Origin of the sequence: Pseudomonas sp. BJP69, from assembly GCF_007633355.1 — a bacterium.
GTDB lineage: Bacteria > Pseudomonadota > Gammaproteobacteria > Pseudomonadales > Pseudomonadaceae > Aquipseudomonas > Aquipseudomonas juntendi.
This window is the reverse complement of record NZ_CP041933.1, coordinates 107,741-132,205: the sequence shown is the minus strand read 5'-3', so window position 1 is coordinate 132,205 and position 24,465 is coordinate 107,741. Positions and strand designations below refer to the sequence as shown.

The following is a 24,465-nucleotide window of genomic DNA, read 5'->3' as shown; positions in this document are numbered from 1 at the left end:
TGCAGACAGGGGCTTTGGGTTTGAATCTTGACGATGACCTACTCTCACATGGGGAAACCCCACACTACCATCGGCGATGCATCGTTTCACTGCTGAGTTCGGGATGGGATCAGGTGGTTCCAATGCTCTATGGTCGTCAAGAAATTCTGTGTGCTGGCCCGTCACTCGAACGTGCCTGCGAATCTCTGTAGTTCCTACTTAAAGACAAAACCCCTACCTGCATGTGCAGATAGGGGTTTTGCGAAATGAATCTTGACGATGACCTACTCTCACATGGGGAAACCCCACACTACCATCGGCGATGCATCGTTTCACTACTGAGTTCGGGATGGGATCAGGTGGTTCCAATGCTCTATGGTCGTCAAGAAATTCTGTAGCCAGAATGTCCAGATGGACAGCCCAGCGAATTCGGATATGTGATGTTTGTGATGCCTTGCGAACTTTCGGTTCATGTCATCTTCACCACCGTAATCTGCGTCAGCAAATTGCTTGGGTGTTATATGGTCAAGCCTCACGGGCAATTAGTATTGGTTAGCTCAACGCCTCACAGCGCTTACACACCCAACCTATCAACGTCGTAGTCTTCGACGGCCCTTTAGGGGATTCAAGATCCCAGTGAGATCTCATCTTGAGGCAAGTTTCCCGCTTAGATGCTTTCAGCGGTTATCTCTTCCGAACATAGCTACCCGGCAATGCCACTGGCGTGACAACCGGAACACCAGAGGTTCGTCCACTCCGGTCCTCTCGTACTAGGAGCAGCCCCTCTCAAATCTCAAACGTCCACGGCAGATAGGGACCGAACTGTCTCACGACGTTCTAAACCCAGCTCGCGTACCACTTTAAATGGCGAACAGCCATACCCTTGGGACCGGCTTCAGCCCCAGGATGTGATGAGCCGACATCGAGGTGCCAAACACCGCCGTCGATATGAACTCTTGGGCGGTATCAGCCTGTTATCCCCGGAGTACCTTTTATCCGTTGAGCGATGGCCCTTCCATACAGAACCACCGGATCACTAAGACCTACTTTCGTACCTGCTCGACGTGTTTGTCTCGCAGTCAAGCGCGCTTTTGCCTTTATACTCTACGACCGATTTCCGACCGGTCTGAGCGCACCTTCGTACTCCTCCGTTACTCTTTGGGAGGAGACCGCCCCAGTCAAACTACCCACCATACACTGTCCTCGATCCGGATAACGGACCTGAGTTAGAACCTCAAAGTTGCCAGGGTGGTATTTCAAGGATGGCTCCATGAGAACTGGCGTCCCCACTTCAAAGCCTCCCACCTATCCTACACAAGCAAATTCAAAGTCCAGTGCAAAGCTATAGTAAAGGTTCACGGGGTCTTTCCGTCTAGCCGCGGATACACTGCATCTTCACAGCGATTTCAATTTCACTGAGTCTCGGGTGGAGACAGCGCCGCCATCGTTACGCCATTCGTGCAGGTCGGAACTTACCCGACAAGGAATTTCGCTACCTTAGGACCGTTATAGTTACGGCCGCCGTTTACCGGGGCTTCGATCAAGAGCTTCGCTTGCGCTAACCCCATCAATTAACCTTCCGGCACCGGGCAGGCGTCACACCCTATACGTCCACTTTCGTGTTTGCAGAGTGCTGTGTTTTTAATAAACAGTCGCAGCGGCCTGGTATCTTCGACCGGCATGAGCTTACGGAGCAAGTCCTTCACCCTCGCCGGCGCACCTTCTCCCGAAGTTACGGTGCCATTTTGCCTAGTTCCTTCACCCGAGTTCTCTCAAGCGCCTTGGTATTCTCTACCTAACCACCTGTGTCGGTTTGGGGTACGGTTCCCAGTTATCTGAAGCTTAGGAGCTTTTCTTGGAAGCATGGTATCAACCACTTCGTCGCCTAATGGCAACTCGTCATCAGCTCTCGGCCTTGAAATCCCGGATTTGCCTAAGATTTCAGCCTACCACCTTAAACCTGGACAACCAACGCCAGGCTGGCCTAACCTTCTCCGTCCCTCCATCGCAATAACTGGAAGTACAGGAATATTAACCTGTTTTCCATCGACTACGCTTTTCAGCCTCGCCTTAGGGACCGACTAACCCTGCGTCGATTAACGTTGCGCAGGAAACCTTGGTCTTTCGGCGTGCGAGTTTTTCACTCGCATTGTCGTTACTCATGTCAGCATTCGCACTTCTGATACCTCCAGCAAGCTTCTCAACTCACCTTCACAGGCTTACAGAACGCTCCTCTACCGCATCACCAAAAGGTGATACCCGTAGCTTCGGTGCATGGTTTGAGCCCCGTTACATCTTCCGCGCAGGCCGACTCGACTAGTGAGCTATTACGCTTTCTTTAAAGGGTGGCTGCTTCTAAGCCAACCTCCTAGCTGTCTAAGCCTTCCCACATCGTTTCCCACTTAACCATGACTTTGGGACCTTAGCTGACGGTCTGGGTTGTTTCCCTTTTCACGACGGACGTTAGCACCCGCCGTGTGTCTCCCATGCTCGGCACTTGTAGGTATTCGGAGTTTGCATCGGTTTGGTAAGTCGGGATGACCCCCTAGCCGAAACAGTGCTCTACCCCCTACAGTGATACATGAGGCGCTACCTAAATAGCTTTCGAGGAGAACCAGCTATCTCCGAGCTTGATTAGCCTTTCACTCCGATCCACAGGTCATCCGCTAACTTTTCAACGGTAGTCGGTTCGGTCCTCCAGTCAGTGTTACCTAACCTTCAACCTGCCCATGGATAGATCGCCCGGTTTCGGGTCTATACCCAGCGACTAAACGCCCTATTAAGACTCGCTTTCGCTACGCCTCCCCTATTCGGTTAAGCTCGCCACTGAATATAAGTCGCTGACCCATTATACAAAAGGTACGCAGTCACCTAACAAAGTAGGCTCCCACTGCTTGTACGCATACGGTTTCAGGTTCTATTTCACTCCCCTCTCCGGGGTTCTTTTCGCCTTTCCCTCACGGTACTGGTTCACTATCGGTCAGTCAGTAGTATTTAGCCTTGGAGGATGGTCCCCCCATATTCAGACAAAGTTTCTCGTGCTCCGTCCTACTCGATTTCATTGATAAGAGATTTTCGTGTACGGGGCTATCACCCACTATGGCCGCACTTTCCAGAGCGTTCCACTAATCTCAAACCAACTTAAGGGCTGGTCCCCGTTCGCTCGCCACTACTAAGGGAATCTCGGTTGATTTCTTTTCCTCAGGGTACTTAGATGTTTCAGTTCCCCTGGTTCGCCTCTTGCACCTATGTATTCAGTACAAGATACTCAGCTTATGCTGAGTGGGTTCCCCCATTCAGAGATCTCTGGATCACAGTCTGTTTGCCGACTCCCCAAAGCTTATCGCAGGCTACCACGTCTTTCATCGCCTCTGACTGCCAAGGCATCCACCGTATGCGCTTCTTCACTTGACCATATAACCCCAAGCAATCTGGTTATACTGTGAAGACGACATTCGCCGAAAATTCGCATTTCGCTCAGTTAAGAGCAGAACTCACAAATTTTACCTTAGCCTGATCACACACCAGTGAAAGTGCATATCAGTCTATATCTATCACATATCCGAATTTTTAAAGAACGATCTGACAAAAGTCAGAAATCAACATTCATCGACGAATGTTCATTTCTAATTTCTGAGCAGGAGCAACATCTACCGCAGAAAGTGGTGGAGCCAAGCGGGATCGAACCGCTGACCTCCTGCGTGCAAGGCAGGCGCTCTCCCAGCTGAGCTATGGCCCCGTATTCTACGGCTGAACCATGTAATGGTAGGTCTGGGCAGATTTGAACTGCAGAAGAGCCGTCCTCACCACTCTTTATCCAGAGGCATGGGGTGCTCAACATTCCAACCAAAAATGGTAGGTCTGGGCAGATTTGAACTGCCGACCTCACCCTTATCAGGGGTGCGCTCTAACCAACTGAGCTACAGACCTAATGGTATAACTTTGGGTCTTGATCGTCTTTTACAATGAATCAAGCAATTCGTGTGGGAGCTCATCAGCAGGCTGATGTCGTCGATTAAGGAGGTGATCCAGCCGCAGGTTCCCCTACGGCTACCTTGTTACGACTTCACCCCAGTCATGAATCACACCGTGGTAACCGTCCTCCCGAAGGTTAGACTAGCTACTTCTGGTGCAACCCACTCCCATGGTGTGACGGGCGGTGTGTACAAGGCCCGGGAACGTATTCACCGCGACATTCTGATTCGCGATTACTAGCGATTCCGACTTCACGCAGTCGAGTTGCAGACTGCGATCCGGACTACGATCGGTTTTGTGAGATTAGCTCCACCTCGCGGCTTGGCAACCCTCTGTACCGACCATTGTAGCACGTGTGTAGCCCAGGCCGTAAGGGCCATGATGACTTGACGTCATCCCCACCTTCCTCCGGTTTGTCACCGGCAGTCTCCTTAGAGTGCCCACCATAACGTGCTGGTAACTAAGGACAAGGGTTGCGCTCGTTACGGGACTTAACCCAACATCTCACGACACGAGCTGACGACAGCCATGCAGCACCTGTGTCAGAGTTCCCGAAGGCACCAATCCATCTCTGGAAAGTTCTCTGCATGTCAAGGCCTGGTAAGGTTCTTCGCGTTGCTTCGAATTAAACCACATGCTCCACCGCTTGTGCGGGCCCCCGTCAATTCATTTGAGTTTTAACCTTGCGGCCGTACTCCCCAGGCGGTCAACTTAATGCGTTAGCTGCGCCACTAAAATCTCAAGGATTCCAACGGCTAGTTGACATCGTTTACGGCGTGGACTACCAGGGTATCTAATCCTGTTTGCTCCCCACGCTTTCGCACCTCAGTGTCAGTATCAGTCCAGGTGGTCGCCTTCGCCACTGGTGTTCCTTCCTATATCTACGCATTTCACCGCTACACAGGAAATTCCACCACCCTCTACCGTACTCTAGCTTGCCAGTTTTGGATGCAGTTCCCAGGTTGAGCCCGGGGCTTTCACATCCAACTTAACAAACCACCTACGCGCGCTTTACGCCCAGTAATTCCGATTAACGCTTGCACCCTCTGTATTACCGCGGCTGCTGGCACAGAGTTAGCCGGTGCTTATTCTGTCGGTAACGTCAAAGCAGCAAGGTATTAACTTACTGCCCTTCCTCCCAACTTAAAGTGCTTTACAATCCGAAGACCTTCTTCACACACGCGGCATGGCTGGATCAGGCTTTCGCCCATTGTCCAATATTCCCCACTGCTGCCTCCCGTAGGAGTCTGGACCGTGTCTCAGTTCCAGTGTGACTGATCATCCTCTCAGACCAGTTACGGATCGTCGCCTTGGTGAGCCATTACCTCACCAACAAGCTAATCCGACCTAGGCTCATCTGATAGCGCAAGGCCCGAAGGTCCCCTGCTTTCTCCCGTAGGACGTATGCGGTATTAGCGTTCCTTTCGAAACGTTGTCCCCCACTACCAGGCAGATTCCTAGGCATTACTCACCCGTCCGCCGCTGAATCAAGGAGCAAGCTCCCGTCATCCGCTCGACTTGCATGTGTTAGGCCTGCCGCCAGCGTTCAATCTGAGCCATGATCAAACTCTTCAGTTCAATACTGCTTGGGTTTTTAAGAAACCCTAAACTTGGCTCAGCAATCTCAAATGACTATGTGATTTCTCGCATGGCCACTTGTGATGCTGATAATCTTTTTGACTATCAGTCCGTACTCACAAGCACCCACACGAATTGCTTGATTCAATTTGTTAAAGAGCGGTTGGTTAAGAGCGTTTCGTCTCAACCGAGGCGCGCATTCTACGCTTTCCTCAGAGCCTGTCAAGCGTTAATTTTGAAGATTTTCGAGAAACTCGTTTAACTTCAGACACTTGACTCGCTTCGATCTCTCGTCGCGGGAGGTGAATAATACAGTATTCAAAAACACTGTCAACCACCTTTTACCACCACTGGAGGGCTCGTGAGCCAACCAGGAGAAGCGACAGCTTCTACTTAAAGACAAAACCCCTACCTGCAGATGCAGATAGGGGTTTTGCGAAATGAATCTTGACGATGACCTACTCTCACATGGGGAAACCCCACACTACCATCGGCGATGCATCGTTTCACTGCTGAGTTCGGGATGGGATCAGGTGGTTCCAATGCTCTATGGTCGTCAAGAAATTCTGTAGCCAGAATGTCCAGATGGACAGCCCAGCGAATTCGGATATGTGATGTTTGTGATGCGTTGCGAACTTTCGGTTCATGTCATCTTCACCACCGCAATCTGCGTCAGCAAATTGCTTGGGTGTTATATGGTCAAGCCTCACGGGCAATTAGTATTGGTTAGCTCAACGCCTCACAGCGCTTACACACCCAACCTATCAACGTCGTAGTCTTCGACGGCCCTTTAGGGGATTCAAGATCCCAGTGAGATCTCATCTTGAGGCAAGTTTCCCGCTTAGATGCTTTCAGCGGTTATCTCTTCCGAACATAGCTACCCGGCAATGCCACTGGCGTGACAACCGGAACACCAGAGGTTCGTCCACTCCGGTCCTCTCGTACTAGGAGCAGCCCCTCTCAAATCTCAAACGTCCACGGCAGATAGGGACCGAACTGTCTCACGACGTTCTAAACCCAGCTCGCGTACCACTTTAAATGGCGAACAGCCATACCCTTGGGACCGGCTTCAGCCCCAGGATGTGATGAGCCGACATCGAGGTGCCAAACACCGCCGTCGATATGAACTCTTGGGCGGTATCAGCCTGTTATCCCCGGAGTACCTTTTATCCGTTGAGCGATGGCCCTTCCATACAGAACCACCGGATCACTAAGACCTACTTTCGTACCTGCTCGACGTGTTTGTCTCGCAGTCAAGCGCGCTTTTGCCTTTATACTCTACGACCGATTTCCGACCGGTCTGAGCGCACCTTCGTACTCCTCCGTTACTCTTTGGGAGGAGACCGCCCCAGTCAAACTACCCACCATACACTGTCCTCGATCCGGATAACGGACCTGAGTTAGAACCTCAAAGTTGCCAGGGTGGTATTTCAAGGATGGCTCCATGAGAACTGGCGTCCCCACTTCAAAGCCTCCCACCTATCCTACACAAGCAAATTCAAAGTCCAGTGCAAAGCTATAGTAAAGGTTCACGGGGTCTTTCCGTCTAGCCGCGGATACACTGCATCTTCACAGCGATTTCAATTTCACTGAGTCTCGGGTGGAGACAGCGCCGCCATCGTTACGCCATTCGTGCAGGTCGGAACTTACCCGACAAGGAATTTCGCTACCTTAGGACCGTTATAGTTACGGCCGCCGTTTACCGGGGCTTCGATCAAGAGCTTCGCTTGCGCTAACCCCATCAATTAACCTTCCGGCACCGGGCAGGCGTCACACCCTATACGTCCACTTTCGTGTTTGCAGAGTGCTGTGTTTTTAATAAACAGTCGCAGCGGCCTGGTATCTTCGACCGGCATGAGCTTACGGAGCAAGTCCTTCACCCTCGCCGGCGCACCTTCTCCCGAAGTTACGGTGCCATTTTGCCTAGTTCCTTCACCCGAGTTCTCTCAAGCGCCTTGGTATTCTCTACCTAACCACCTGTGTCGGTTTGGGGTACGGTTCCCAGTTATCTGAAGCTTAGGAGCTTTTCTTGGAAGCATGGTATCAACCACTTCGTCGCCTAAAGGCAACTCGTCATCAGCTCTCGGCCTTGAAATCCCGGATTTGCCTAAGATTCCAGCCTACCACCTTAAACCTGGACAACCAACGCCAGGCTGGCCTAACCTTCTCCGTCCCTCCATCGCAATAACTGGAAGTACAGGAATATTAACCTGTTTTCCATCGACTACGCTTTTCAGCCTCGCCTTAGGGACCGACTAACCCTGCGTCGATTAACGTTGCGCAGGAAACCTTGGTCTTTCGGCGTGCGAGTTTTTCACTCGCATTGTCGTTACTCATGTCAGCATTCGCACTTCTGATACCTCCAGCAAGCTTCTCAACTCACCTTCACAGGCTTACAGAACGCTCCTCTACCGCATCACCAAAAGATGATACCCGTAGCTTCGGTGCATGGTTTGAGCCCCGTTACATCTTCCGCGCAGGCCGACTCGACTAGTGAGCTATTACGCTTTCTTTAAAGGGTGGCTGCTTCTAAGCCAACCTCCTAGCTGTCTAAGCCTTCCCACATCGTTTCCCACTTAACCATGACTTTGGGACCTTAGCTGACGGTCTGGGTTGTTTCCCTTTTCACGACGGACGTTAGCACCCGCCGTGTGTCTCCCATGCTCGGCACTTGTAGGTATTCGGAGTTTGCATCGGTTTGGTAAGTCGGGATGACCCCCTAGCCGAAACAGTGCTCTACCCCCTACAGTGATACATGAGGCGCTACCTAAATAGCTTTCGAGGAGAACCAGCTATCTCCGAGCTTGATTAGCCTTTCACTCCGATCCACAGGTCATCCGCTAACTTTTCAACGGTAGTCGGTTCGGTCCTCCAGTCAGTGTTACCTAACCTTCAACCTGCCCATGGATAGATCGCCCGGTTTCGGGTCTATACCCAGCGACTAAACGCCCTATTAAGACTCGCTTTCGCTACGCCTCCCCTATTCGGTTAAGCTCGCCACTGAATATAAGTCGCTGACCCATTATACAAAAGGTACGCAGTCACCTAACAAAGTAGGCTCCCACTGCTTGTACGCATACGGTTTCAGGTTCTATTTCACTCCCCTCTCCGGGGTTCTTTTCGCCTTTCCCTCACGGTACTGGTTCACTATCGGTCAGTCAGTAGTATTTAGCCTTGGAGGATGGTCCCCCCATATTCAGACAAAGTTTCTCGTGCTCCGTCCTACTCGATTTCATTGATAAGAGATTTTCGTGTACGGGGCTATCACCCACTATGGCCGCACTTTCCAGAGCGTTCCACTAATCTCAAACCAACTTAAGGGCTGGTCCCCGTTCGCTCGCCACTACTAAGGGAATCTCGGTTGATTTCTTTTCCTCAGGGTACTTAGATGTTTCAGTTCCCCTGGTTCGCCTCTTGCACCTATGTATTCAGTACAAGATACTCAGCTTATGCTGAGTGGGTTCCCCCATTCAGAGATCTCTGGATCACAGTCTGTTTGCCGACTCCCCAAAGCTTATCGCAGGCTACCACGTCTTTCATCGCCTCTGACTGCCAAGGCATCCACCGTATGCGCTTCTTCACTTGACCATATAACCCCAAGCAATCTGGTTATACTGTGAAGACGACATTCGCCGAAAATTCGCATTTCGCTCAGTTAAGAGCAGAACTCACAAATTTTACCTTAGCCTGATCACGCACCAGTGAAAGTGCATGTCAGTCTATATCTATCACATATCCGAATTTTTAAAGAACGGTCTGACAAAAGTCAGAAATCAACATTCATCAACGAATGTTCATTTCTGAATTCTCATCAGCAAATGAATCAAGCAATTCGTGTGGGAGCTCATCAGCAGGCTGATGTCGTCGATTAAGGAGGTGATCCAGCCGCAGGTTCCCCTACGGCTACCTTGTTACGACTTCACCCCAGTCATGAATCACACCGTGGTAACCGTCCTCCCGAAGGTTAGACTAGCTACTTCTGGTGCAACCCACTCCCATGGTGTGACGGGCGGTGTGTACAAGGCCCGGGAACGTATTCACCGCGGCATTCTGATTCGCGATTACTAGCGATTCCGACTTCACGCAGTCGAGTTGCAGACTGCGATCCGGACTACGATCGGTTTTGTGAGATTAGCTCCACCTCGCGGCTTGGCAACCCTCTGTACCGACCATTGTAGCACGTGTGTAGCCCAGGCCGTAAGGGCCATGATGACTTGACGTCATCCCCACCTTCCTCCGGTTTGTCACCGGCAGTCTCCTTAGAGTGCCCACCATAACGTGCTGGTAACTAAGGACAAGGGTTGCGCTCGTTACGGGACTTAACCCAACATCTCACGACACGAGCTGACGACAGCCATGCAGCACCTGTGTCAGAGTTCCCGAAGGCACCAATCCATCTCTGGAAAGTTCTCTGCATGTCAAGGCCTGGTAAGGTTCTTCGCGTTGCTTCGAATTAAACCACATGCTCCACCGCTTGTGCGGGCCCCCGTCAATTCATTTGAGTTTTAACCTTGCGGCCGTACTCCCCAGGCGGTCAACTTAATGCGTTAGCTGCGCCACTAAAATCTCAAGGATTCCAACGGCTAGTTGACATCGTTTACGGCGTGGACTACCAGGGTATCTAATCCTGTTTGCTCCCCACGCTTTCGCACCTCAGTGTCAGTATCAGTCCAGGTGGTCGCCTTCGCCACTGGTGTTCCTTCCTATATCTACGCATTTCACCGCTACACAGGAAATTCCACCACCCTCTACCGTACTCTAGCTTGCCAGTTTTGGATGCAGTTCCCAGGTTGAGCCCGGGGCTTTCACATCCAACTTAACAAACCACCTACGCGCGCTTTACGCCCAGTAATTCCGATTAACGCTTGCACCCTCTGTATTACCGCGGCTGCTGGCACAGAGTTAGCCGGTGCTTATTCTGTCGGTAACGTCAAAGCAGCAAGGTATTAACTTACTGCCCTTCCTCCCAACTTAAAGTGCTTTACAATCCGAAGACCTTCTTCACACACGCGGCATGGCTGGATCAGGCTTTCGCCCATTGTCCAATATTCCCCACTGCTGCCTCCCGTAGGAGTCTGGACCGTGTCTCAGTTCCAGTGTGACTGATCATCCTCTCAGACCAGTTACGGATCGTCGCCTTGGTGAGCCATTACCTCACCAACAAGCTAATCCGACCTAGGCTCATCTGATAGCGCAAGGCCCGAAGGTCCCCTGCTTTCTCCCGTAGGACGTATGCGGTATTAGCGTTCCTTTCGAAACGTTGTCCCCCACTACCAGGCAGATTCCTAGGCATTACTCACCCGTCCGCCGCTGAATCAAGGAGCAAGCTCCCGTCATCCGCTCGACTTGCATGTGTTAGGCCTGCCGCCAGCGTTCAATCTGAGCCATGATCAAACTCTTCAGTTCAATACTGCTTGGGTTTTTAAGAAACCCTAAACTTGGCTCAGCAATCTCAAATGACTATGTGATTTCTCGCATGGCCACTTGTGATGCTGATAATCTTTTTGACTATCAGTCCGTACTCACAAGCACCCACACGAATTGCTTGATTCAATTTGTTAAAGAGCGGTTGGTTAAGAGCGTTTCGTCTCAACCGAGGCGCGCATTCTACGCTTTCCTCATTCGCTGTCAAGCGTTTATTTTGAAGTTTTTTGCGAGAAACTCGTTTAGCTTCAAACACTTGACTCGCTGCGATCTCTCGTAGCGGGAGGCGAATCATACAGCGTTTAAAAGCGCTGTCAACCATCATCTCGACCGCATTCGATCATTTGATCGTAGCCCTCACAGCGCCTTCCGAATCGGTTAACTCATTGAATTTCAAGGAGTTTGTCGTTCCGTTGTCGCTGGAAGTGGGGCGCATTATAAGGGGATTCGAGAGGGCGTCAACCTTTAATTCAAATAAACTTTCAGGGCGCTTAAAAAGCAAAGCGGGGAGGCCTGGCGGCCTCCCCGCTATATAGCTAGACCAGCATTCCCTACAACACGCCAACGCTGCGCAACTGGCGCACTTCTTCCGCTCCTAGCCCTAACACCTCCTCAAGCACCACCTCGGTATGCTCACCCAACATAGGCGGCGCCAGCCGATACTCGACAGGCGTCGCCGACAAACGTATCGGGCTCGCCACCTGCGGCACATTGCCTGCCAACGCATGCGGGATACTGACCGCCAGCCCGCGAGCCAGCACTTGGGGGTCGCGGAACACCTGGGCAAGATCATTGATTGGCCCACACGGCACACCGGCGGCCTCCAACTGGCTCACCCATTCGGCCGTGGTCTTGAACACGGTGGCCTGGCGAATCAATGGAATCAGCTCAGCCCGGTTGGCCACACGCAGCTTGTTGGTGGCAAAGCGAGGGTCAGTCGCCCATTGAGGCTGCCCGGCCACCTCGGCGAACTTGCGGAACTGGCTGTCGTTGCCCACGGTAAGAATGAAATCGCCATCCGCCGTCGGAAAATCCTGATAAGGCACGATGTTGGGGTGCGCATTGCCCAGGCGACGGGGCGCCGTGCCCGTGGTCAGGTAGTTCATTGCCTGGTTCGCCAGGCAAGCCACCTGCACATCCAGCAGCGCCATGTCGACGTGCTGACCGACCCCAGTCTGGTCACGGTGGGCGAGGGCAGCCAACATAGCCACCGTTGAGTACAGCCCGGTCAGAATGTCGGTAAGGGCGACACCCACCTTGACCGGGCCTGCGCCTTCCTCACCTTCCGGGCGCCCCGTCAGGCTCATCAGCCCACCCAGCCCCTGGATCATGAAGTCATAGCCAGCGCGCCGGGCATAAGGCCCGGTCTGCCCGAAACCGGTAATGGAGCAATAGATAAGCCGCGGATTGTCGGCCTTGAGGCTCTGGTAATCCAGCCCATAGGCCGCCAGCCCACCCACCTTGAAGTTCTCGATGACGATATCGCACTTCGCCGCCAGCTCACGCACCAGGCGCTGGCCCTCTGGCCGCGTGAAATCAATCGTCACCGACCGCTTATTGCGGTTGGCCGACAGATAATAAGCCGCCTCGCTCGTGTTCTCGCCATTGGCACCTTTAAGGAAGGGCGGCCCCCAGGCGCGGGTATCGTCCCCACTGCCCGGCCGCTCGACCTTGATCACGTCAGCCCCCAGGTCGGCGAGGATCTGGCCAGACCACGGACCGGCCAACACGCGCGACAGGTCCAGCACCCGCAGATGTGATAACGCGCCCATGGACTGGCTCCTTATCAATAGAAAGCTTGGATACCGGTTTGCGCGCGGCCCAGGATCAGCGCATGCACGTCGTGCGTACCTTCATAGGTGTTGACCACCTCCAGGTTGACCAGATGACGGGCGACACCGAACTCGTCGGAAATCCCGTTACCACCAAGCATGTCGCGCGCCATGCGTGCGATATCCAGCGCCTTGCCGCAAGAGTTGCGCTTCATGATCGAGGTAATTTCCACCGCCGCGGTGCCTTCGTCCTTCATGCGCCCAAGGCGCAGGCAGCCTTGCAGCGCCAGCGTGATCTCGGTCTGCATGTCCGCCAGCTTTTTCTGGATCAGCTGGTTTGCAGCAAGTGGGCGACCGAACTGCTGACGGTCCAGCGTGTATTGGCGGGCGGTGTGCCAGCAGGCCTCTGCAGCACCCAGCGCCCCCCAGGAAATGCCGTAACGTGCCGAATTCAGGCAAGTGAACGGACCTTTGAGGCCACGCACATCGGGGAAGATGTTCTCTTCCGGCACAAACACATTATCCATGACGATCTCGCCGGTAATCGACGCGCGCAGACCGACCTTGCCATGAATTGCAGGCGCACTCAGGCCCTGCCAGCCCTTTTCCAGGACGAAGCCACGGATATCTCCGGCGTCATCCTTGGCCCAGACCACGAATACGTCAGCGATCGGGCTGTTGGTGATCCACATTTTGCTGCCGCTCAGGCGATAACCGCCCTCGACCTTCTTGGCCCGGGTAATCATCGAGCCCGGGTCAGAGCCATGGTTAGGCTCGGTCAAACCGAAGCAACCGATCCATTCCCCACTCGCCAGCTTGGGCAAGTACTTCTGTTTCTGGGCTTCGGTACCGAATTCGTTGATCGGCACCATCACCAGCGAAGACTGAACGCTCATCATCGAACGATAGCCGGAGTCGATGCGCTCCACTTCGCGGGCAATCAGCCCATAGCACACATAGTTCAAGCCGCTGCCGCCGTATTGCTCGGGGATGGTCGCACCCAGCAGGCCCACTTCCCCCATTTCGCGAAAAATCGCCGGGTCGGTCTGCTCATGACGAAACGCCTCGAGTACACGCGGGGCCAGCTTGCCCTGGGCGAACTGATAAGCGCTGTCACGCACCATGCGCTCTTCTTCAGTGAGCTGCTGATCCAGCAGCAGTGGATCGATCCAGTTGAAGCTTGCTTTACCAGCCATGGGCGGAATCCTCGAGAAGGGGGCGGAGTTTTTATGTGCCTTTGAGCCTAGGACTGATTGCCCGCTGATACAAACGAGGATTGCGCACCATATAGTGATATTTTGTCACTTCGAAAATCAGAACCCCGCCACATTTTCGGCCTTACGAGTGAGGTTGACGTACATGCGACGCAAGATCCCCAGCACCTCTGCATTGGTTTGCTTCGAGGCCGCTGCGCGTCACCAGAGCTTCACCAAGGCCGCCCAGGAGCTTTCCTTGACCCAAGGCGCCGTCTGCAGACAGATTGCCAGCCTGGAAACGTTCCTTAACGTAGAGTTGTTCCGCCGCTCGCGCCGTGGTGTGAAGCTGACCGAGGCGGGCCTGTCGTACAGCCGCCAGGTTGCCGCGCAACTGGACGCAGTGGAGCGCGACACCTTGTCAGTGATGCGACAGCAGGGCGCCAGCGTGATCGAACTGGCAGTAGTACCGACATTCGGTACCCAATGGCTCCTACCGCGCCTCAAAGACTTCCAGCAGCGCCACCCGGAGGTCACCGTGAACCTCACCAACCGCACCCGGCCATTTCTGTTCGCGGACACAACATTCGATGCCGCCATCTATTTTGGTGATGGCGACTGGTCTGGCACACAGTCGCAGCGGCTGATGGGGGAAAACCCGTTACCCGTATGCAGCCCGGCACTGCTGGGCGGGCAAGGCACGCTCGAAGCACGGCATATCGCTGAGCTGCCACTGTTGCAGCAAAGCACGCGGCCGTATGCGTGGCGGCAATGGTTCGCAAGCGTGGCCATGAATGTGGAACGTGACATGACCGGCCCACGCTATGAGCTGTTTTCGATGCTTGCCCAAGCGGCCATGCACGAGATGGGCGTCGCGCTGATACCGCCGTTTCTGATCCAGCGCGAGTTGCGGGAGGGTAGGCTGGTAGTCGCTAACAGACACGTCCTGACTAGCGACAAGGCCTACTATCTGATGATTCCAGAACGCAAGGTGGAGTCCGCATCACTGCGCGCATTCCGTGACTGGCTGGTGAGGCAAGCGCAGGCATATGCCCAGGAACGGGACAACCTGACCCTGTAGTCAATTATTTTTAACACCTACAGATATATGTAATTGTCGCGTATTCGTAAACTGTTACGTACGCACAAAAATACCCGCTAACCGTCCTGACTACGGGGCTTTGCGGGTTATTTTGCGACATCGAACAAGCCATCAGCGAACTGGCCAAAATTTTTTTGTTTTTTTCTCCTAATCTGGCAATAGCCCGTAGTTGATGGGCTGCGACCTTATGCGTGCGACATGCGGTCACAGGGTGACTTGTAGTTTTAACTTCGTTTCGCTCCAGAACCGGTTGAAGCCCTATGGGTTCGTCTGCAAAATGCTTCGCCCGCCCAGGATCCGGCGGGATGGCGCTCCACAGCCACCCAGCACACCATTCGCAGTGCGCTGGCTTTGACAAAAACAAAGGTCACCGCAGGAGAAATAGTCGTGCACATTGGTGTTCCTCTCGAGACGCAGACCGGTGAGACAAGGGTCGCTGCGACCCCCGAAACCATCAAGAAACTGATTGGCCAGGGCCATCAGGTCACCGTTCAACGGGGGGCAGGGCTCAACGCCGCCATTCCGGACAGTGCCTATGAGGCCGTGGGTGCTTCCCTGGGGACCGCAGCCGATGCATACGGCGCCCAACTGGTCCTGAAGGTGGTCGCGCCCAACGACCAGGAACTGGCCCTGATCAACAGCGGCAGCCTGCTGGTAGGTATGCTCAACCCCTTCAACAGCGAACTGATCGGCAAAATGGCCGAACGCGGGATCACCGCCTTCGCGCTGGAGGCCGCGCCCCGCACGTCAAGGGCGCAGAGCCTGGACGTGCTGTCGTCACAGGCGAACATTGCCGGTTACAAGGCCGTGCTGCTGGCTGCCCATCACTACCCACGCTTCATGCCCATGCTGATGACCGCCGCCGGTACGGTCAAAGCCGCCCGGGTACTGATCCTGGGTGCGGGCGTTGCCGGCCTGCAGGCCATCGCCACGGCCAAGCGCCTGGGCGCAGTGATCGAGGCGTCCGACGTACGCCCGGCGGTGAAGGAGCAGATCGAGTCGCTGGGCGCCAAGTTCATCGACGTCCCCTACGAGACCGACGAAGAACGGGCGTGCGCCGAAGGCGTCGGCGGCTATGCCCGGCCGATGCCAGCCAGTTGGATGCAACGCCAGGCCCAGGCCGTGCACGAGCGCGCCAAGCAGGCGGATATCGTCATCACCACCGCATTGATCCCTGGCCGCAAGGCGCCAACCCTGCTCAGTGCCGAAACAGTGGCCCAGATGAAGCCTGGCTCGGTCGTCATCGACCTGGCCGCGGCCCAAGGCGGCAACTGCCCGCTGACCGTGGCGGACCAGGTCGTTCAGGCGCATGGCGTGACCATCGTCGGCCCTACCAACCTGCCGGCCCAGGTCGGCGCCGATGCCTCGGCGCTGTATGCGCGCAACCTGCTGGACTTCATGAAGCTGCTGTTCGACAAGGACGGCGCACTGACCATCAACCTCGAAGACGACATCGTCGCGGCCTGCCTGATGTGCCGCGATGGCCAAGTCGTCCGCAAGAACGGCTAAGGAGCACGACAATGGAAGACATGCTGATTTCCCACGGCATCTACAACCTGATCATCTTCGTGCTGGCCATTTATGTGGGCTACCACGTGGTGTGGAACGTCACCCCGGCGCTGCACACCCCACTCATGGCGGTCACCAATGCCATCTCGGCGATCGTCATCGTCGGTGCCATGCTGGCCGCCGCACTGACCGTCACCCCTGCCGGCAAACTGATGGGCACCCTGGCGGTGGCCCTGGCCGCAGTCAATGTGTTCGGTGGCTTCCTGGTCACCCGCCGCATGCTGGAAATGTTCAAGAAGAAAACCAAGAACGAGGCGCAGAAGTAAGCATGAGCATGAATCTGGTAACGCTCCTCTACCTCGTCGCCTCGGTGTGCTTCATCCAGGCGCTCAAGGGCCTGTCGCACCCGACCACCTCGCGGCGCGGCAACCTGTTCGGCATGATCGGCATGGGCATCGCCATCCTCACTACGGTTGGCCTCATCTACAAGCTCGCGGCGCTCTCCATCGGCAACGGTGGGGCTACGACCGGCATCGGTTACGTACTGGTCGGCCTGCTGGTGGGTGGTACCGCCGGTTCGATCATGGCCAAGCGGGTCGAGATGACCAAGATGCCCGAGCTGGTCGCCTTCATGCACAGCATGATCGGCCTGGCTGCGGTGTTCATCGCCATCGCCGCAGTGCTCGAACCGCAGTCGATGGGCATCGTTGCAGCCATCAGCGACCCGATCCCTACCGGTAACCGCCTGGAACTGTTCCTCGGCGCAGCCATTGGTGCCATTACCTTCTCTGGCTCGGTGATCGCTTTCGGCAAGCTGTCGGGCAAATACAAATTCCGCCTCTTCCAGGGTGCACCCGTACAGTTCGCCGGTCAGCACAAGCTCAATCTGATCCTGGGCCTGACCACCATCGCCTTGGGCCTGCTGTTCACGTTCACCGGCCATTACAGTGCCTTCACCCTGATGCTGGCCCTGGCCTTTGTCATGGGTGTGCTGATCATCATTCCGATTGGCGGCGCCGACATGCCGGTGGTTGTTTCAATGCTCAACAGCTACTCGGGTTGGGCAGCTGCGGGTATCGGCTTCTCGCTGAACAACTCGATGCTGATCATCGCGGGCTCGTTGGTGGGCTCTTCTGGCGCCATCCTGTCGTACATCATGTGCAAGGCGATGAACCGTTCGTTCTTCAACGTCATCCTCGGCGGCTTTGGTGGCGATACCGATGCGGGGGCGGCGCAAGGCTCGCAAGAGCAGCGCCCGGTCAAGTCCGGCTCGGCTGACGATGCCACCTTCCTGTTGAGCAATGCCGACAGCGTGATCATCGTTCCGGGCTATGGCCTGGCGGTGGCCCGTGCCCAGCATGCACTCAAGGAACTGACCGAAAAGCTGACCCACAACGGTGTGACCGTGAAGTACGCGATTCACCCGGTTGCGGGGCGTATGCCTGGGCATATGAACGTGCTGCTGGCCGAAGCCGAAGTCCCTTACGACCAGGTCTTCGAGATGGAAGACATCAACGCCGAGTTTGGCCAGGCCGACGTGGTACTGGTGCTGGGCGCGAACGACGTGGTCAACCCGGCGGCAAAAAACGACCCCAAGTCGCCCATTGCCGGCATGCCGATTCTCGAAGCGTTCAAGGCCAAGACCATCATCGTCAACAAGCGCTCGATGGCCAGTGGCTACGCCGGCCTGGATAACGAACTGTTCTACCTGGACAAAACCATGATGGTATTCGGTGACGCCAAGAAGGTCATCGAAGACATGGTCAAGGCAGTGGAATAGAACACGGCAGCAAACCCGCCGATATAAAGAAAGCCCCGGTAAGCATCTACCGGGGCTTTCTTTTTGTTGATCCGGATCAACGGCTCTACCGAGAGGCTTCTCATACGACCATGGTCGTGGGACGGCAATGGGCGAAATCTCTAGACTGCGCTGCAGTAGTTTCAGCAGCCCGAGATAACAATCCATGTACCGTGACCGTATCCGCTTGTCCTCTCTGCACAGCAAGGTAATGAGTGCGGCTGATGCCGCTGGTCTGATCGAGGACGGCATGACTGTCGGCATGAGCGGCTTTACCCGCGCCGGTGAGGCCAAGGCCGTCCCGCATGCACTGGCCGAACGTGCCAAACAGTCGCCACTGAAGATCAGCCTGATGACCGGCGCCAGCCTGGGCAACGACCTGGACAAGCAACTGACCGAGGCCGGTGTATTGGCCCGCCGCATGCCTTTCCAGGTAGACAGCACCCTGCGCAAGGCCATCAACGACGGCAAGGTGATGTTCATCGACCAGCACCTGTCGGAAACCGTCGAACAACTGCGCAACCAGCAATTGAAGCTGCCGGACATCGCGGTCATCGAAGCCGTGGCCATCACTGAGCAGGGCCACATCGTACCTACTACATCGGTGGGTAACTCGGCCAGTTTCGCCATCTTCGCCAAGCAGGTGATTGTCGAGATCAACCTCTCGCACAACACCAACCTCGAAGGTTTGCACGACATCTATATCCCCACCTATCGCCCGACCCGCACGCCCATTCCGCTGGTCAAGGTCGACGATCGTATCGGCAGCACCGCCATCCCGATCGACCCGGCGAAGATCGTGGGTATCGTCATCAGCGACCAACCGGACTCGCCATCTACCGTGTTGCCGCCAGATGACGAAACCCAGGGTATCGCCAACCACCTGATCAACTTCCTGAAGAAGGAAGTGGAAGCTGGCCGCATGACCAACAAGCTCGGCCCACTGCAGGCCGGCATCGGTAGCATTGCCAACGCCGTGATGTGCGGCTTGATCGAGTCGCCCTTCGAAGACCTGACCATGTACTCCGAAGTGCTGCAGGACTCGACCTTCGACCTGATCGACGCCGGCAAGCTGCGTTTTGCATCGGGCAGCTCCATCACCCTGTCGACCCGCCGCAATGCCGATGTATTCGGTAACCTCGAACGCTACAAGGACAAGCTCGTACTGCGCCCGCAGGAAATCTCCAACCATCCGGAGGTCGTGCGGCGCTTGGGCATCATCGGTATCAATACCGCGCTGGAGTTCGACATCTACGGCAACGTCAATTCCACCCACGTGTGTGGCACCAGGATGATGAACGGCATCGGTGGCTCGGGTGACTTCGCCCGTAACGCCCACCTTGCTGTATTCGTTACCAAGTCGATTGCCAAAGGCGGTGCCATTTCCAGTGTGGTGCCAATGGTCAGCCATGTGGACCATACCGAACACGACGTGGACATCCTGGTCACTGAACAAGGTTTGGCCGACCTGCGTGGCCTGGCCCCGCGCGAGCGGGCACGCGTGATCATCGACAACTGTGTGCACCCAGACTACCGCGCGGCACTGAACGATTACTTCGAGCGCGCTTGCCAACGTGGCGGCCATACGCCACATATCCTGCGCGAAGCGCTGAGTTGGCACGAGAACCTGGAAGAAACCGGCCGCATGCAAGCGAGCTGATCCAGCGGCGGCCTGGAACAGCAGCCCCGCTTCTGCTGTTCCAGCCCATTCGCGTTTCACGTCCAGACACAAGAATATCCAGAACTGTACTACTGTACCTGTCCTAGGCTTCTTTCAAGCCTGCAGAACATCGCCACATACCAAAAATGCACCATAAAGATGCAGACCAGTACAGTTGCGCCTGTTTCGAGTGCAACAGTAGGGTTACACAGTTAACTGAGCCATCGTCTTTCGCATGAACTGTATCTACTGTTCTGGACAAGAGAGGAGGATCATTGGCATCAGTTAAATCACTACCTAATCCCGCCATAAGCGGAAGGATGAAGCATCATGGAACGTACCCTCAGTTCCGGTCTGGTTTTTGAAAGCAACGCCCAGCAATCCAACGCATCGCTGCCGCTGCGCGCACTGTCCACTCTGCTGCTGTGGCAGCGCCGCATGGCAAGCCGCCGTCAACTGGCTCGCCTGGACGCTCGCCTGCTGGCCGACGCTGGCATCAGCGAGTCGCAGCGTTACGAAGAGCTGAGCAAGCCTTTCTGGCGCTAAGCACCGGCTTGCCGGCTTCGGCCGGCACCGCGAATTCCTGAAACCCGTTGCAGGCAACTGCGACGGGTTTTTTGTTTGTGGCATGCAGAGGTCAGCGCCAAGCGCTGAACAGGTACAGTTTGTGTAGTACAAATCCAAACCGATACAGTTCACGGCCCGTTCTTCGTTAACATCTGGAAACACCCGCGCGTGATACGCTTGGCTTGGCAGTCTGGTAGAAACCACTGTCATAAGTACCGCGACCAGCAATGCGAGCGTCCGATAAGCAGAACCACCCGACCCGAGTTCAGGAGTGCACGAAATGTCCCGTAAATATCTGATTGGCGCCGCTCTTATGCTGAGCCTGGCTGGCACCGCAAACGCCACCAGTTTCGTCGTCACCACTGACGCTGTAGTAGGGGCAGTAGCTGCGTCCACCGACGCCACCTCGGATGTTTCTTCGTCGTTCCGTGACGATAAAATCGTCCAGGCCGCCCGTGACGACGCTGCCAGCTTCGTAGGCAGCCAAGGCGATATCCGCGGTGCCAAGCTGGAAAGCGCGTTCCGGCACATCCGCGCACAAATGCCAAGCCTGCAGGCCAGCGACGCCGAACTGGCCCAGGCCATTCTGGCAATCTAAGCGCCGGCAAGCGCCCAGGCTGTGCCGGGTGCCCCGTACAGCCAGGCCAGCCCTCGCCACCCTTACTTCCAGTTGTCGTAGAGCCCATGCGTTATCTGTTGCCGCTGCTGTTTTCCCTTGCCGGCATGGCCAGCGCCCATGCCATGGACACCACTACCCAAGGCCTGGTGATCTCGGCCTACGCCACCAGCCAGGTCACCACTGCACCCTTTGATCGCAAATTGGTGCGTGAGGCCCGTGACGATGCCGCGGTATTCGTCGCCACCCATGGCCAGATCCGCGGTGCTCGGCTGGAAGCTGCCCTGGAATCATTACGCCATAATTGCGCACGGCAGGGCGTTGGCGATCTGGAACTGGCGCAAGCAATTCTCGTCCAATGACTACATCTGACTCCCTGTAATTTTTCGGAGATGCTCCATGCGTAAACCGCTGATTGCCGCTACCCTCGGCATGCTGCTGCTGGCTGACCTGGCCCAGGCACAGACCCTGGTGGCCACCAGCAACATCATCGTGCGTGCCTTTGGCCGCTCGATCGACTTCACCTCGGACACCACCACTTCGATCCGCGACTCGAAAGTGGTACGCGAAGCCCACGACGACGCAGCCAGCTTCGTGGCCAGCAACGGGGACATCCGTGGCGCGCAGCTCGAAGCTGCCCTCACCACCCTGCGCGAGCGCGTTCCGGAAGCACGCGGCGCCAGCGACCAGGTATTGGCCGAAGCCATCCTCGCACTGTGAAGCCCGTGCGTGCCTGGCTGTTCGGCTGCGCCCTGACGCTGCTCGGCACGCCCGCCCTGGCCGGCCTGCAGCTCGAGCTGCAGTCGTCCGGCCTCGACCCACAGCAGACCCAAGCCAGCCAGGCCCTGCTTGACGAGGCCATGGCCAAGCTGCCCCCGCGCTTCAAGCAGCAACTCGACCGCCGCGTGCAGGTCAGCTGGAGCGACAACATGCCAGCCGACGCCTATGGGCAGGCCACACTGGTGTCCACGCTTCAGCTCAACCGTCGCCTGCTGCCCGGGCTCACCGATGGCAGTGCCGCCATTGAGCGCACCAACCGCCCTCATGGCACCGTGCGACAAGAGCTACTGGCCACTGTCCTGCACGAGCTCAGCCATATCTACGACCGTGCGCGCCTATGGCCCAGCCGTGAAAGATCGCTGATTGCCCGCTGTAAACGCCAACAGGGCACCGTGGGCAAAATCGGCCTGCCTGAGGAATGCCGCGGCCAGGCTGAGCGCCGCTTCACCCTGAGCGATGACCCACGCCTGCTTGACCTGGCCGGCTGGCCGCAATACGTGGGCCGCCGGGGTGAGCGTGAGCAGCACAACGGCCAGTTCGTGCGCAGTCCCGACAGCTATGAACTCAGCAGCCCCAAGGAATACCTCGCGGTGAACATGGAGTACTTCCTCCTGGACCCGAGCTACGGTTGCCGCCGCCCAGCGCTCAACCAGTACCTGCATGAGCATTTCGGCTGGGCACCGCCACAGAACACTTGCGCCAAAGGCTTGCCATTCATCAATGCCGGTAGCGACTTCGCCCGCCAGCCACTGGGCGAAATCGACCCCGAACGGGTTTATGAAGTGGACTACCTGCTGGCCGAAGCCAACCAGAACCTGGTCAGCCGCTGGGGCCACAGCATGCTGCGCCTGGTCATCTGCAAACCTGGCCGCCCCCGCGGGCCAGACTGCCGCCTCGACCTGGACCAGAGCCTGGTACTGTCATACCGCGCGTTCGTCAACGATGTGCAGCTATCGAGCTGGGACGGCCTGGTCGGCGTCTATCCATCGCGCCTGTTCGTGCTACCGCTGGGCCAGGTCATCGACGAATACACCAAGACAGAGCTGCGCAGCCTGGCGTCGGTGCCCTTGAAGCTGAACCGCGAAGAGGTTGAAAACCTGGTACGCCAGGCTGCCGAAATGCACTGGAGCTACGACGGCAACTACTGGTTCCTGTCCAACAACTGTGCTGTAGAGTCACTGAAGTTGCTGCGCAGCGGCACCGCCAACCCGCAATTGAATGACCTGGACAGTATCATGCCCAACGGTTTGCTGGCCGTGCTCAAAGGCAGGGGGCTGGCCGACACGAGCGTGCTCGACAACCCCCGCGAGGCGCTGCGCCTGGGCTACCGCTTCGACTCCTACCGCGAGCGGTACCAGGCCATGTTCGAGGTGCTGCGCAAGCAATTGCCGATCAAGCAGCAACTGGTAGAAGACTGGCTGGCCTTGAGCGCCGAGCAACGTCGCCCCTGGTTCGCCCAGGCCGACCTGCGCACCAGCGCTGCGCTGCTGCTGCTGGAGCAGGCCAGCCTGCGCCGGCAACTGTTGCTGGCCCAGGACGAGGTCAAGCAGCGCTACCTGAATGCCGCAGCGTTGAAAGATGGCAGCGTCAACAAGGCCGATGCCACCCTCAAGCAAATGCTTGCCAACAGCGGCTTCCTCAGCCGCCCGGCAGAATTGCTCGACAGCAAAGGCTATGGACTGCCGCAGCCCGAAGAACGCGAACGCCTGGAACGGGAGAGCAAGGAACGGCAGGCCCGGTTGCTGCGCCTGAGTACCAACCTGGACAAGGAGGTGAGGGCGCTGCTGGAGCCTTCGCGGGCCAGGGAAATTTCTGCGGTAGAGGCCAATGTGAAGCAGATAGGCGAGCATTTGCGGGCACTGCACAAGGCTGCAGGTGGCCTGCAGTTGTAATTGCGCCTATCCGCGGCGAGCCGGCTTCCACCTAGTGGAGTTGGCTTGCCAGCGGCAGGACCCGCAGCACGAGCACAGCATCTTAAAGGCGTTCCCCGTGCTCCCCCGGCAAATCCTCATCAAGGTGCAGCCAAGGCAACCGGCTGCCTACCCAGATATGGCGGTTGGCGCGCACGCCCTCCGGGTGGTCGAGGGTGGCTACGGTCACATCGATGGTCTCGGGACTGTGCGTGGTCACCAGCGCCACATGGGCCCCACACCGCCCACAAAAGTAACGGCTGCAACTGGGCGGGGCCACGTAGCAGTTCGGCTTACCCGTTAACCAATGGAAATCCGAGCGGGGTAGGGTCAGCCAGGTCACGACCAGCCCACCACTTACCCGCCGACAGATCGTGCAGTGGCAGTGGGCGATGTCCGTCAGGTCACCCGCCAGCCGATACCGCAACGCGCCGCAATGGCAGCCACCCTCGGTCACATGCTGCATCATCTACCTCTCGTCGCCTTTGCTTCAGCGAAAGCTGGCTGAAAGCTTGTGCTCATAGGATAGCGCCACCACCGGCACAAGACCGGTCAGCCAGGGCACCCGGTAACAACCGCGCCCGGCCCAATCAACAACAACA

Annotated in this window: 13 protein-coding genes, 2 tRNA genes and 7 rRNA genes; 10 read left to right on the top strand and 12 right to left on the bottom strand. The window is 56.3% G+C overall.

The window, feature by feature from the left end:
• Nucleotides 1-25 precede the first annotated feature (25 nt).
• The 11 genes from rrf (FPB55_RS00625) to FPB55_RS00575 form a co-directional block, all read right to left on the bottom strand.
• Nucleotides 26-141: ribosomal RNA gene (gene rrf / locus FPB55_RS00625) — 5S ribosomal RNA — on the bottom strand.
• 109 nt (nt 142-250) lie between these two features.
• A 5S ribosomal RNA gene (rrf, locus tag FPB55_RS00620) occupies nt 251-366 on the bottom strand.
• 134 nt (nt 367-500) lie between these two features.
• Nucleotides 501-3,393, bottom strand: a 23S ribosomal RNA gene (locus FPB55_RS00615).
• Between the two features lie 249 nt (nt 3,394-3,642).
• Nucleotides 3,643-3,718 (bottom strand) — tRNA-Ala (locus tag FPB55_RS00610).
• Nucleotides 3,719-3,832: 114 nt separating this feature from the next.
• A tRNA-Ile gene (locus tag FPB55_RS00605) sits at nt 3,833-3,909 on the bottom strand.
• Between the two features lie 86 nt (nt 3,910-3,995).
• Nucleotides 3,996-5,532, bottom strand: a 16S ribosomal RNA gene (locus FPB55_RS00600).
• 445 nt (nt 5,533-5,977) lie between these two features.
• Nucleotides 5,978-6,093, bottom strand: a 5S ribosomal RNA gene (rrf, locus tag FPB55_RS00595).
• A gap of 134 nt (nt 6,094-6,227) precedes the next feature.
• Nucleotides 6,228-9,120: ribosomal RNA gene (locus tag FPB55_RS00590) — 23S ribosomal RNA — on the bottom strand.
• 281 nt (nt 9,121-9,401) lie between these two features.
• Nucleotides 9,402-10,938, bottom strand: a 16S ribosomal RNA gene (locus FPB55_RS00585).
• The 16S, 23S and 5S rRNA genes sit together here with 2 tRNA genes alongside, the layout of an rRNA operon.
• Before the next feature lie 569 nt (nt 10,939-11,507).
• The gene (locus tag FPB55_RS00580) at nt 11,508-12,728 is read right to left on the bottom strand and encodes a CaiB/BaiF CoA-transferase family protein (protein WP_115293215.1); all 1,221 of its coding nucleotides are present in this window, start codon (nt 12,726-12,728) and stop codon (nt 11,508-11,510) included.
• A gap of 14 nt (nt 12,729-12,742) precedes the next feature.
• Nucleotides 12,743-13,924 carry an acyl-CoA dehydrogenase gene (locus FPB55_RS00575; RefSeq protein ID WP_054904519.1) on the bottom strand — a complete coding sequence of 394 codons (1,182 nt, stop codon included), beginning with the start codon at nt 13,922-13,924 and terminating at the stop codon, nt 12,743-12,745.
• A gap of 163 nt (nt 13,925-14,087) precedes the next feature.
• Between FPB55_RS00575 and FPB55_RS00570 the strand changes: the two genes are divergently transcribed.
• The 10 genes from FPB55_RS00570 (at nt 14,088) to FPB55_RS00525 (ending at nt 23,845) form a co-directional block, all read left to right on the top strand.
• Nucleotides 14,088-15,002: a LysR family transcriptional regulator gene (locus tag FPB55_RS00570; RefSeq protein WP_009683555.1), complete on the top strand. Its 915-nt coding sequence runs from the start codon at nt 14,088-14,090 to the stop codon at nt 15,000-15,002.
• 408 nt (nt 15,003-15,410) lie between these two features.
• Entirely contained in the window at nt 15,411-16,532 is a 1,122-nt protein-coding gene (locus tag FPB55_RS00565) for a Re/Si-specific NAD(P)(+) transhydrogenase subunit alpha (protein WP_009683556.1), read from the top strand.
• An 11-nt stretch (nt 16,533-16,543) separates the two neighbouring features.
• On the top strand, nt 16,544-16,858 hold the full coding sequence (locus tag FPB55_RS00560) for an NAD(P) transhydrogenase subunit alpha (RefSeq protein WP_003256966.1): 315 nt from the start codon (nt 16,544-16,546) through the stop codon (nt 16,856-16,858).
• Between the two features lie 2 nt (nt 16,859-16,860).
• Nucleotides 16,861-18,312 (top strand): NAD(P)(+) transhydrogenase (Re/Si-specific) subunit beta, encoded by a 1,452-nt coding sequence (locus tag FPB55_RS00555; protein ID WP_009683557.1) that lies wholly within the window; start codon nt 16,861-16,863, stop codon nt 18,310-18,312.
• 184 nt (nt 18,313-18,496) lie between these two features.
• Complete coding sequence (locus tag FPB55_RS00550; protein ID WP_029885367.1) at nt 18,497-19,990, top strand: acetyl-CoA hydrolase/transferase family protein; 1,494 nt, start codon at nt 18,497-18,499, stop codon at nt 19,988-19,990.
• A gap of 330 nt (nt 19,991-20,320) precedes the next feature.
• Nucleotides 20,321-20,536 carry a DUF1127 domain-containing protein gene (locus FPB55_RS00545; RefSeq protein WP_003256968.1) on the top strand — a complete coding sequence of 72 codons (216 nt, stop codon included), beginning with the start codon at nt 20,321-20,323 and terminating at the stop codon, nt 20,534-20,536.
• A 301-nt stretch (nt 20,537-20,837) separates the two neighbouring features.
• A complete protein-coding gene (locus FPB55_RS00540) occupies nt 20,838-21,155 on the top strand; it encodes a DUF2388 domain-containing protein (RefSeq protein ID WP_029885365.1) in 318 nt (105 codons plus the stop codon).
• Nucleotides 21,156-21,241: 86 nt separating this feature from the next.
• Nucleotides 21,242-21,535 carry a DUF2388 domain-containing protein gene (locus FPB55_RS00535; RefSeq protein WP_009683560.1) on the top strand — a complete coding sequence of 98 codons (294 nt, stop codon included), beginning with the start codon at nt 21,242-21,244 and terminating at the stop codon, nt 21,533-21,535.
• A gap of 37 nt (nt 21,536-21,572) precedes the next feature.
• Nucleotides 21,573-21,893: a DUF2388 domain-containing protein gene (locus FPB55_RS00530; protein ID WP_009683561.1), complete on the top strand. Its 321-nt coding sequence runs from the start codon at nt 21,573-21,575 to the stop codon at nt 21,891-21,893.
• Nucleotides 21,890-23,845 (top strand): DUF4105 domain-containing protein, encoded by a 1,956-nt coding sequence (locus FPB55_RS00525; RefSeq protein ID WP_009683562.1) that lies wholly within the window; start codon nt 21,890-21,892, stop codon nt 23,843-23,845. Before FPB55_RS00530 ends, FPB55_RS00525 begins: the two co-directional genes overlap by 4 nt.
• Before the next feature lie 82 nt (nt 23,846-23,927).
• Here the strand turns inward: FPB55_RS00525 and FPB55_RS00520 are convergent, their stop codons facing one another.
• Complete coding sequence (locus FPB55_RS00520) at nt 23,928-24,329, bottom strand: GFA family protein (RefSeq protein ID WP_029885362.1); 402 nt, start codon at nt 24,327-24,329, stop codon at nt 23,928-23,930.
• Between the last annotated feature and the right edge of the window lie 136 nt (nt 24,330-24,465).

Coding starts and splice junctions, on each gene's coding strand:
- FPB55_RS00580 (WP_115293215.1), bottom strand. CDS start 12,728: ATGGGCGCGTTATCACATCTGCGGGTGCTGGACCTGTCGCGCGTGTTG.
- FPB55_RS00520 (WP_029885362.1), bottom strand. CDS start 24,329: ATGCAGCATGTGACCGAGGGTGGCTGCCATTGCGGCGCGTTGCGGTAT.
- FPB55_RS00540 (WP_029885365.1), top strand. CDS start 20,838: ATGTCCCGTAAATATCTGATTGGCGCCGCTCTTATGCTGAGCCTGGCT.
- FPB55_RS00560 (WP_003256966.1), top strand. CDS start 16,544: ATGGAAGACATGCTGATTTCCCACGGCATCTACAACCTGATCATCTTC.
- FPB55_RS00550 (WP_029885367.1), top strand. CDS start 18,497: ATGTACCGTGACCGTATCCGCTTGTCCTCTCTGCACAGCAAGGTAATG.
- FPB55_RS00545 (WP_003256968.1), top strand. CDS start 20,321: ATGGAACGTACCCTCAGTTCCGGTCTGGTTTTTGAAAGCAACGCCCAG.
- FPB55_RS00535 (WP_009683560.1), top strand. CDS start 21,242: ATGCGTTATCTGTTGCCGCTGCTGTTTTCCCTTGCCGGCATGGCCAGC.
- FPB55_RS00570 (WP_009683555.1), top strand. CDS start 14,088: ATGCGACGCAAGATCCCCAGCACCTCTGCATTGGTTTGCTTCGAGGCC.
- FPB55_RS00530 (WP_009683561.1), top strand. CDS start 21,573: ATGCGTAAACCGCTGATTGCCGCTACCCTCGGCATGCTGCTGCTGGCT.
- FPB55_RS00575 (WP_054904519.1), bottom strand. CDS start 13,924: ATGGCTGGTAAAGCAAGCTTCAACTGGATCGATCCACTGCTGCTGGAT.
- FPB55_RS00555 (WP_009683557.1), top strand. CDS start 16,861: ATGAGCATGAATCTGGTAACGCTCCTCTACCTCGTCGCCTCGGTGTGC.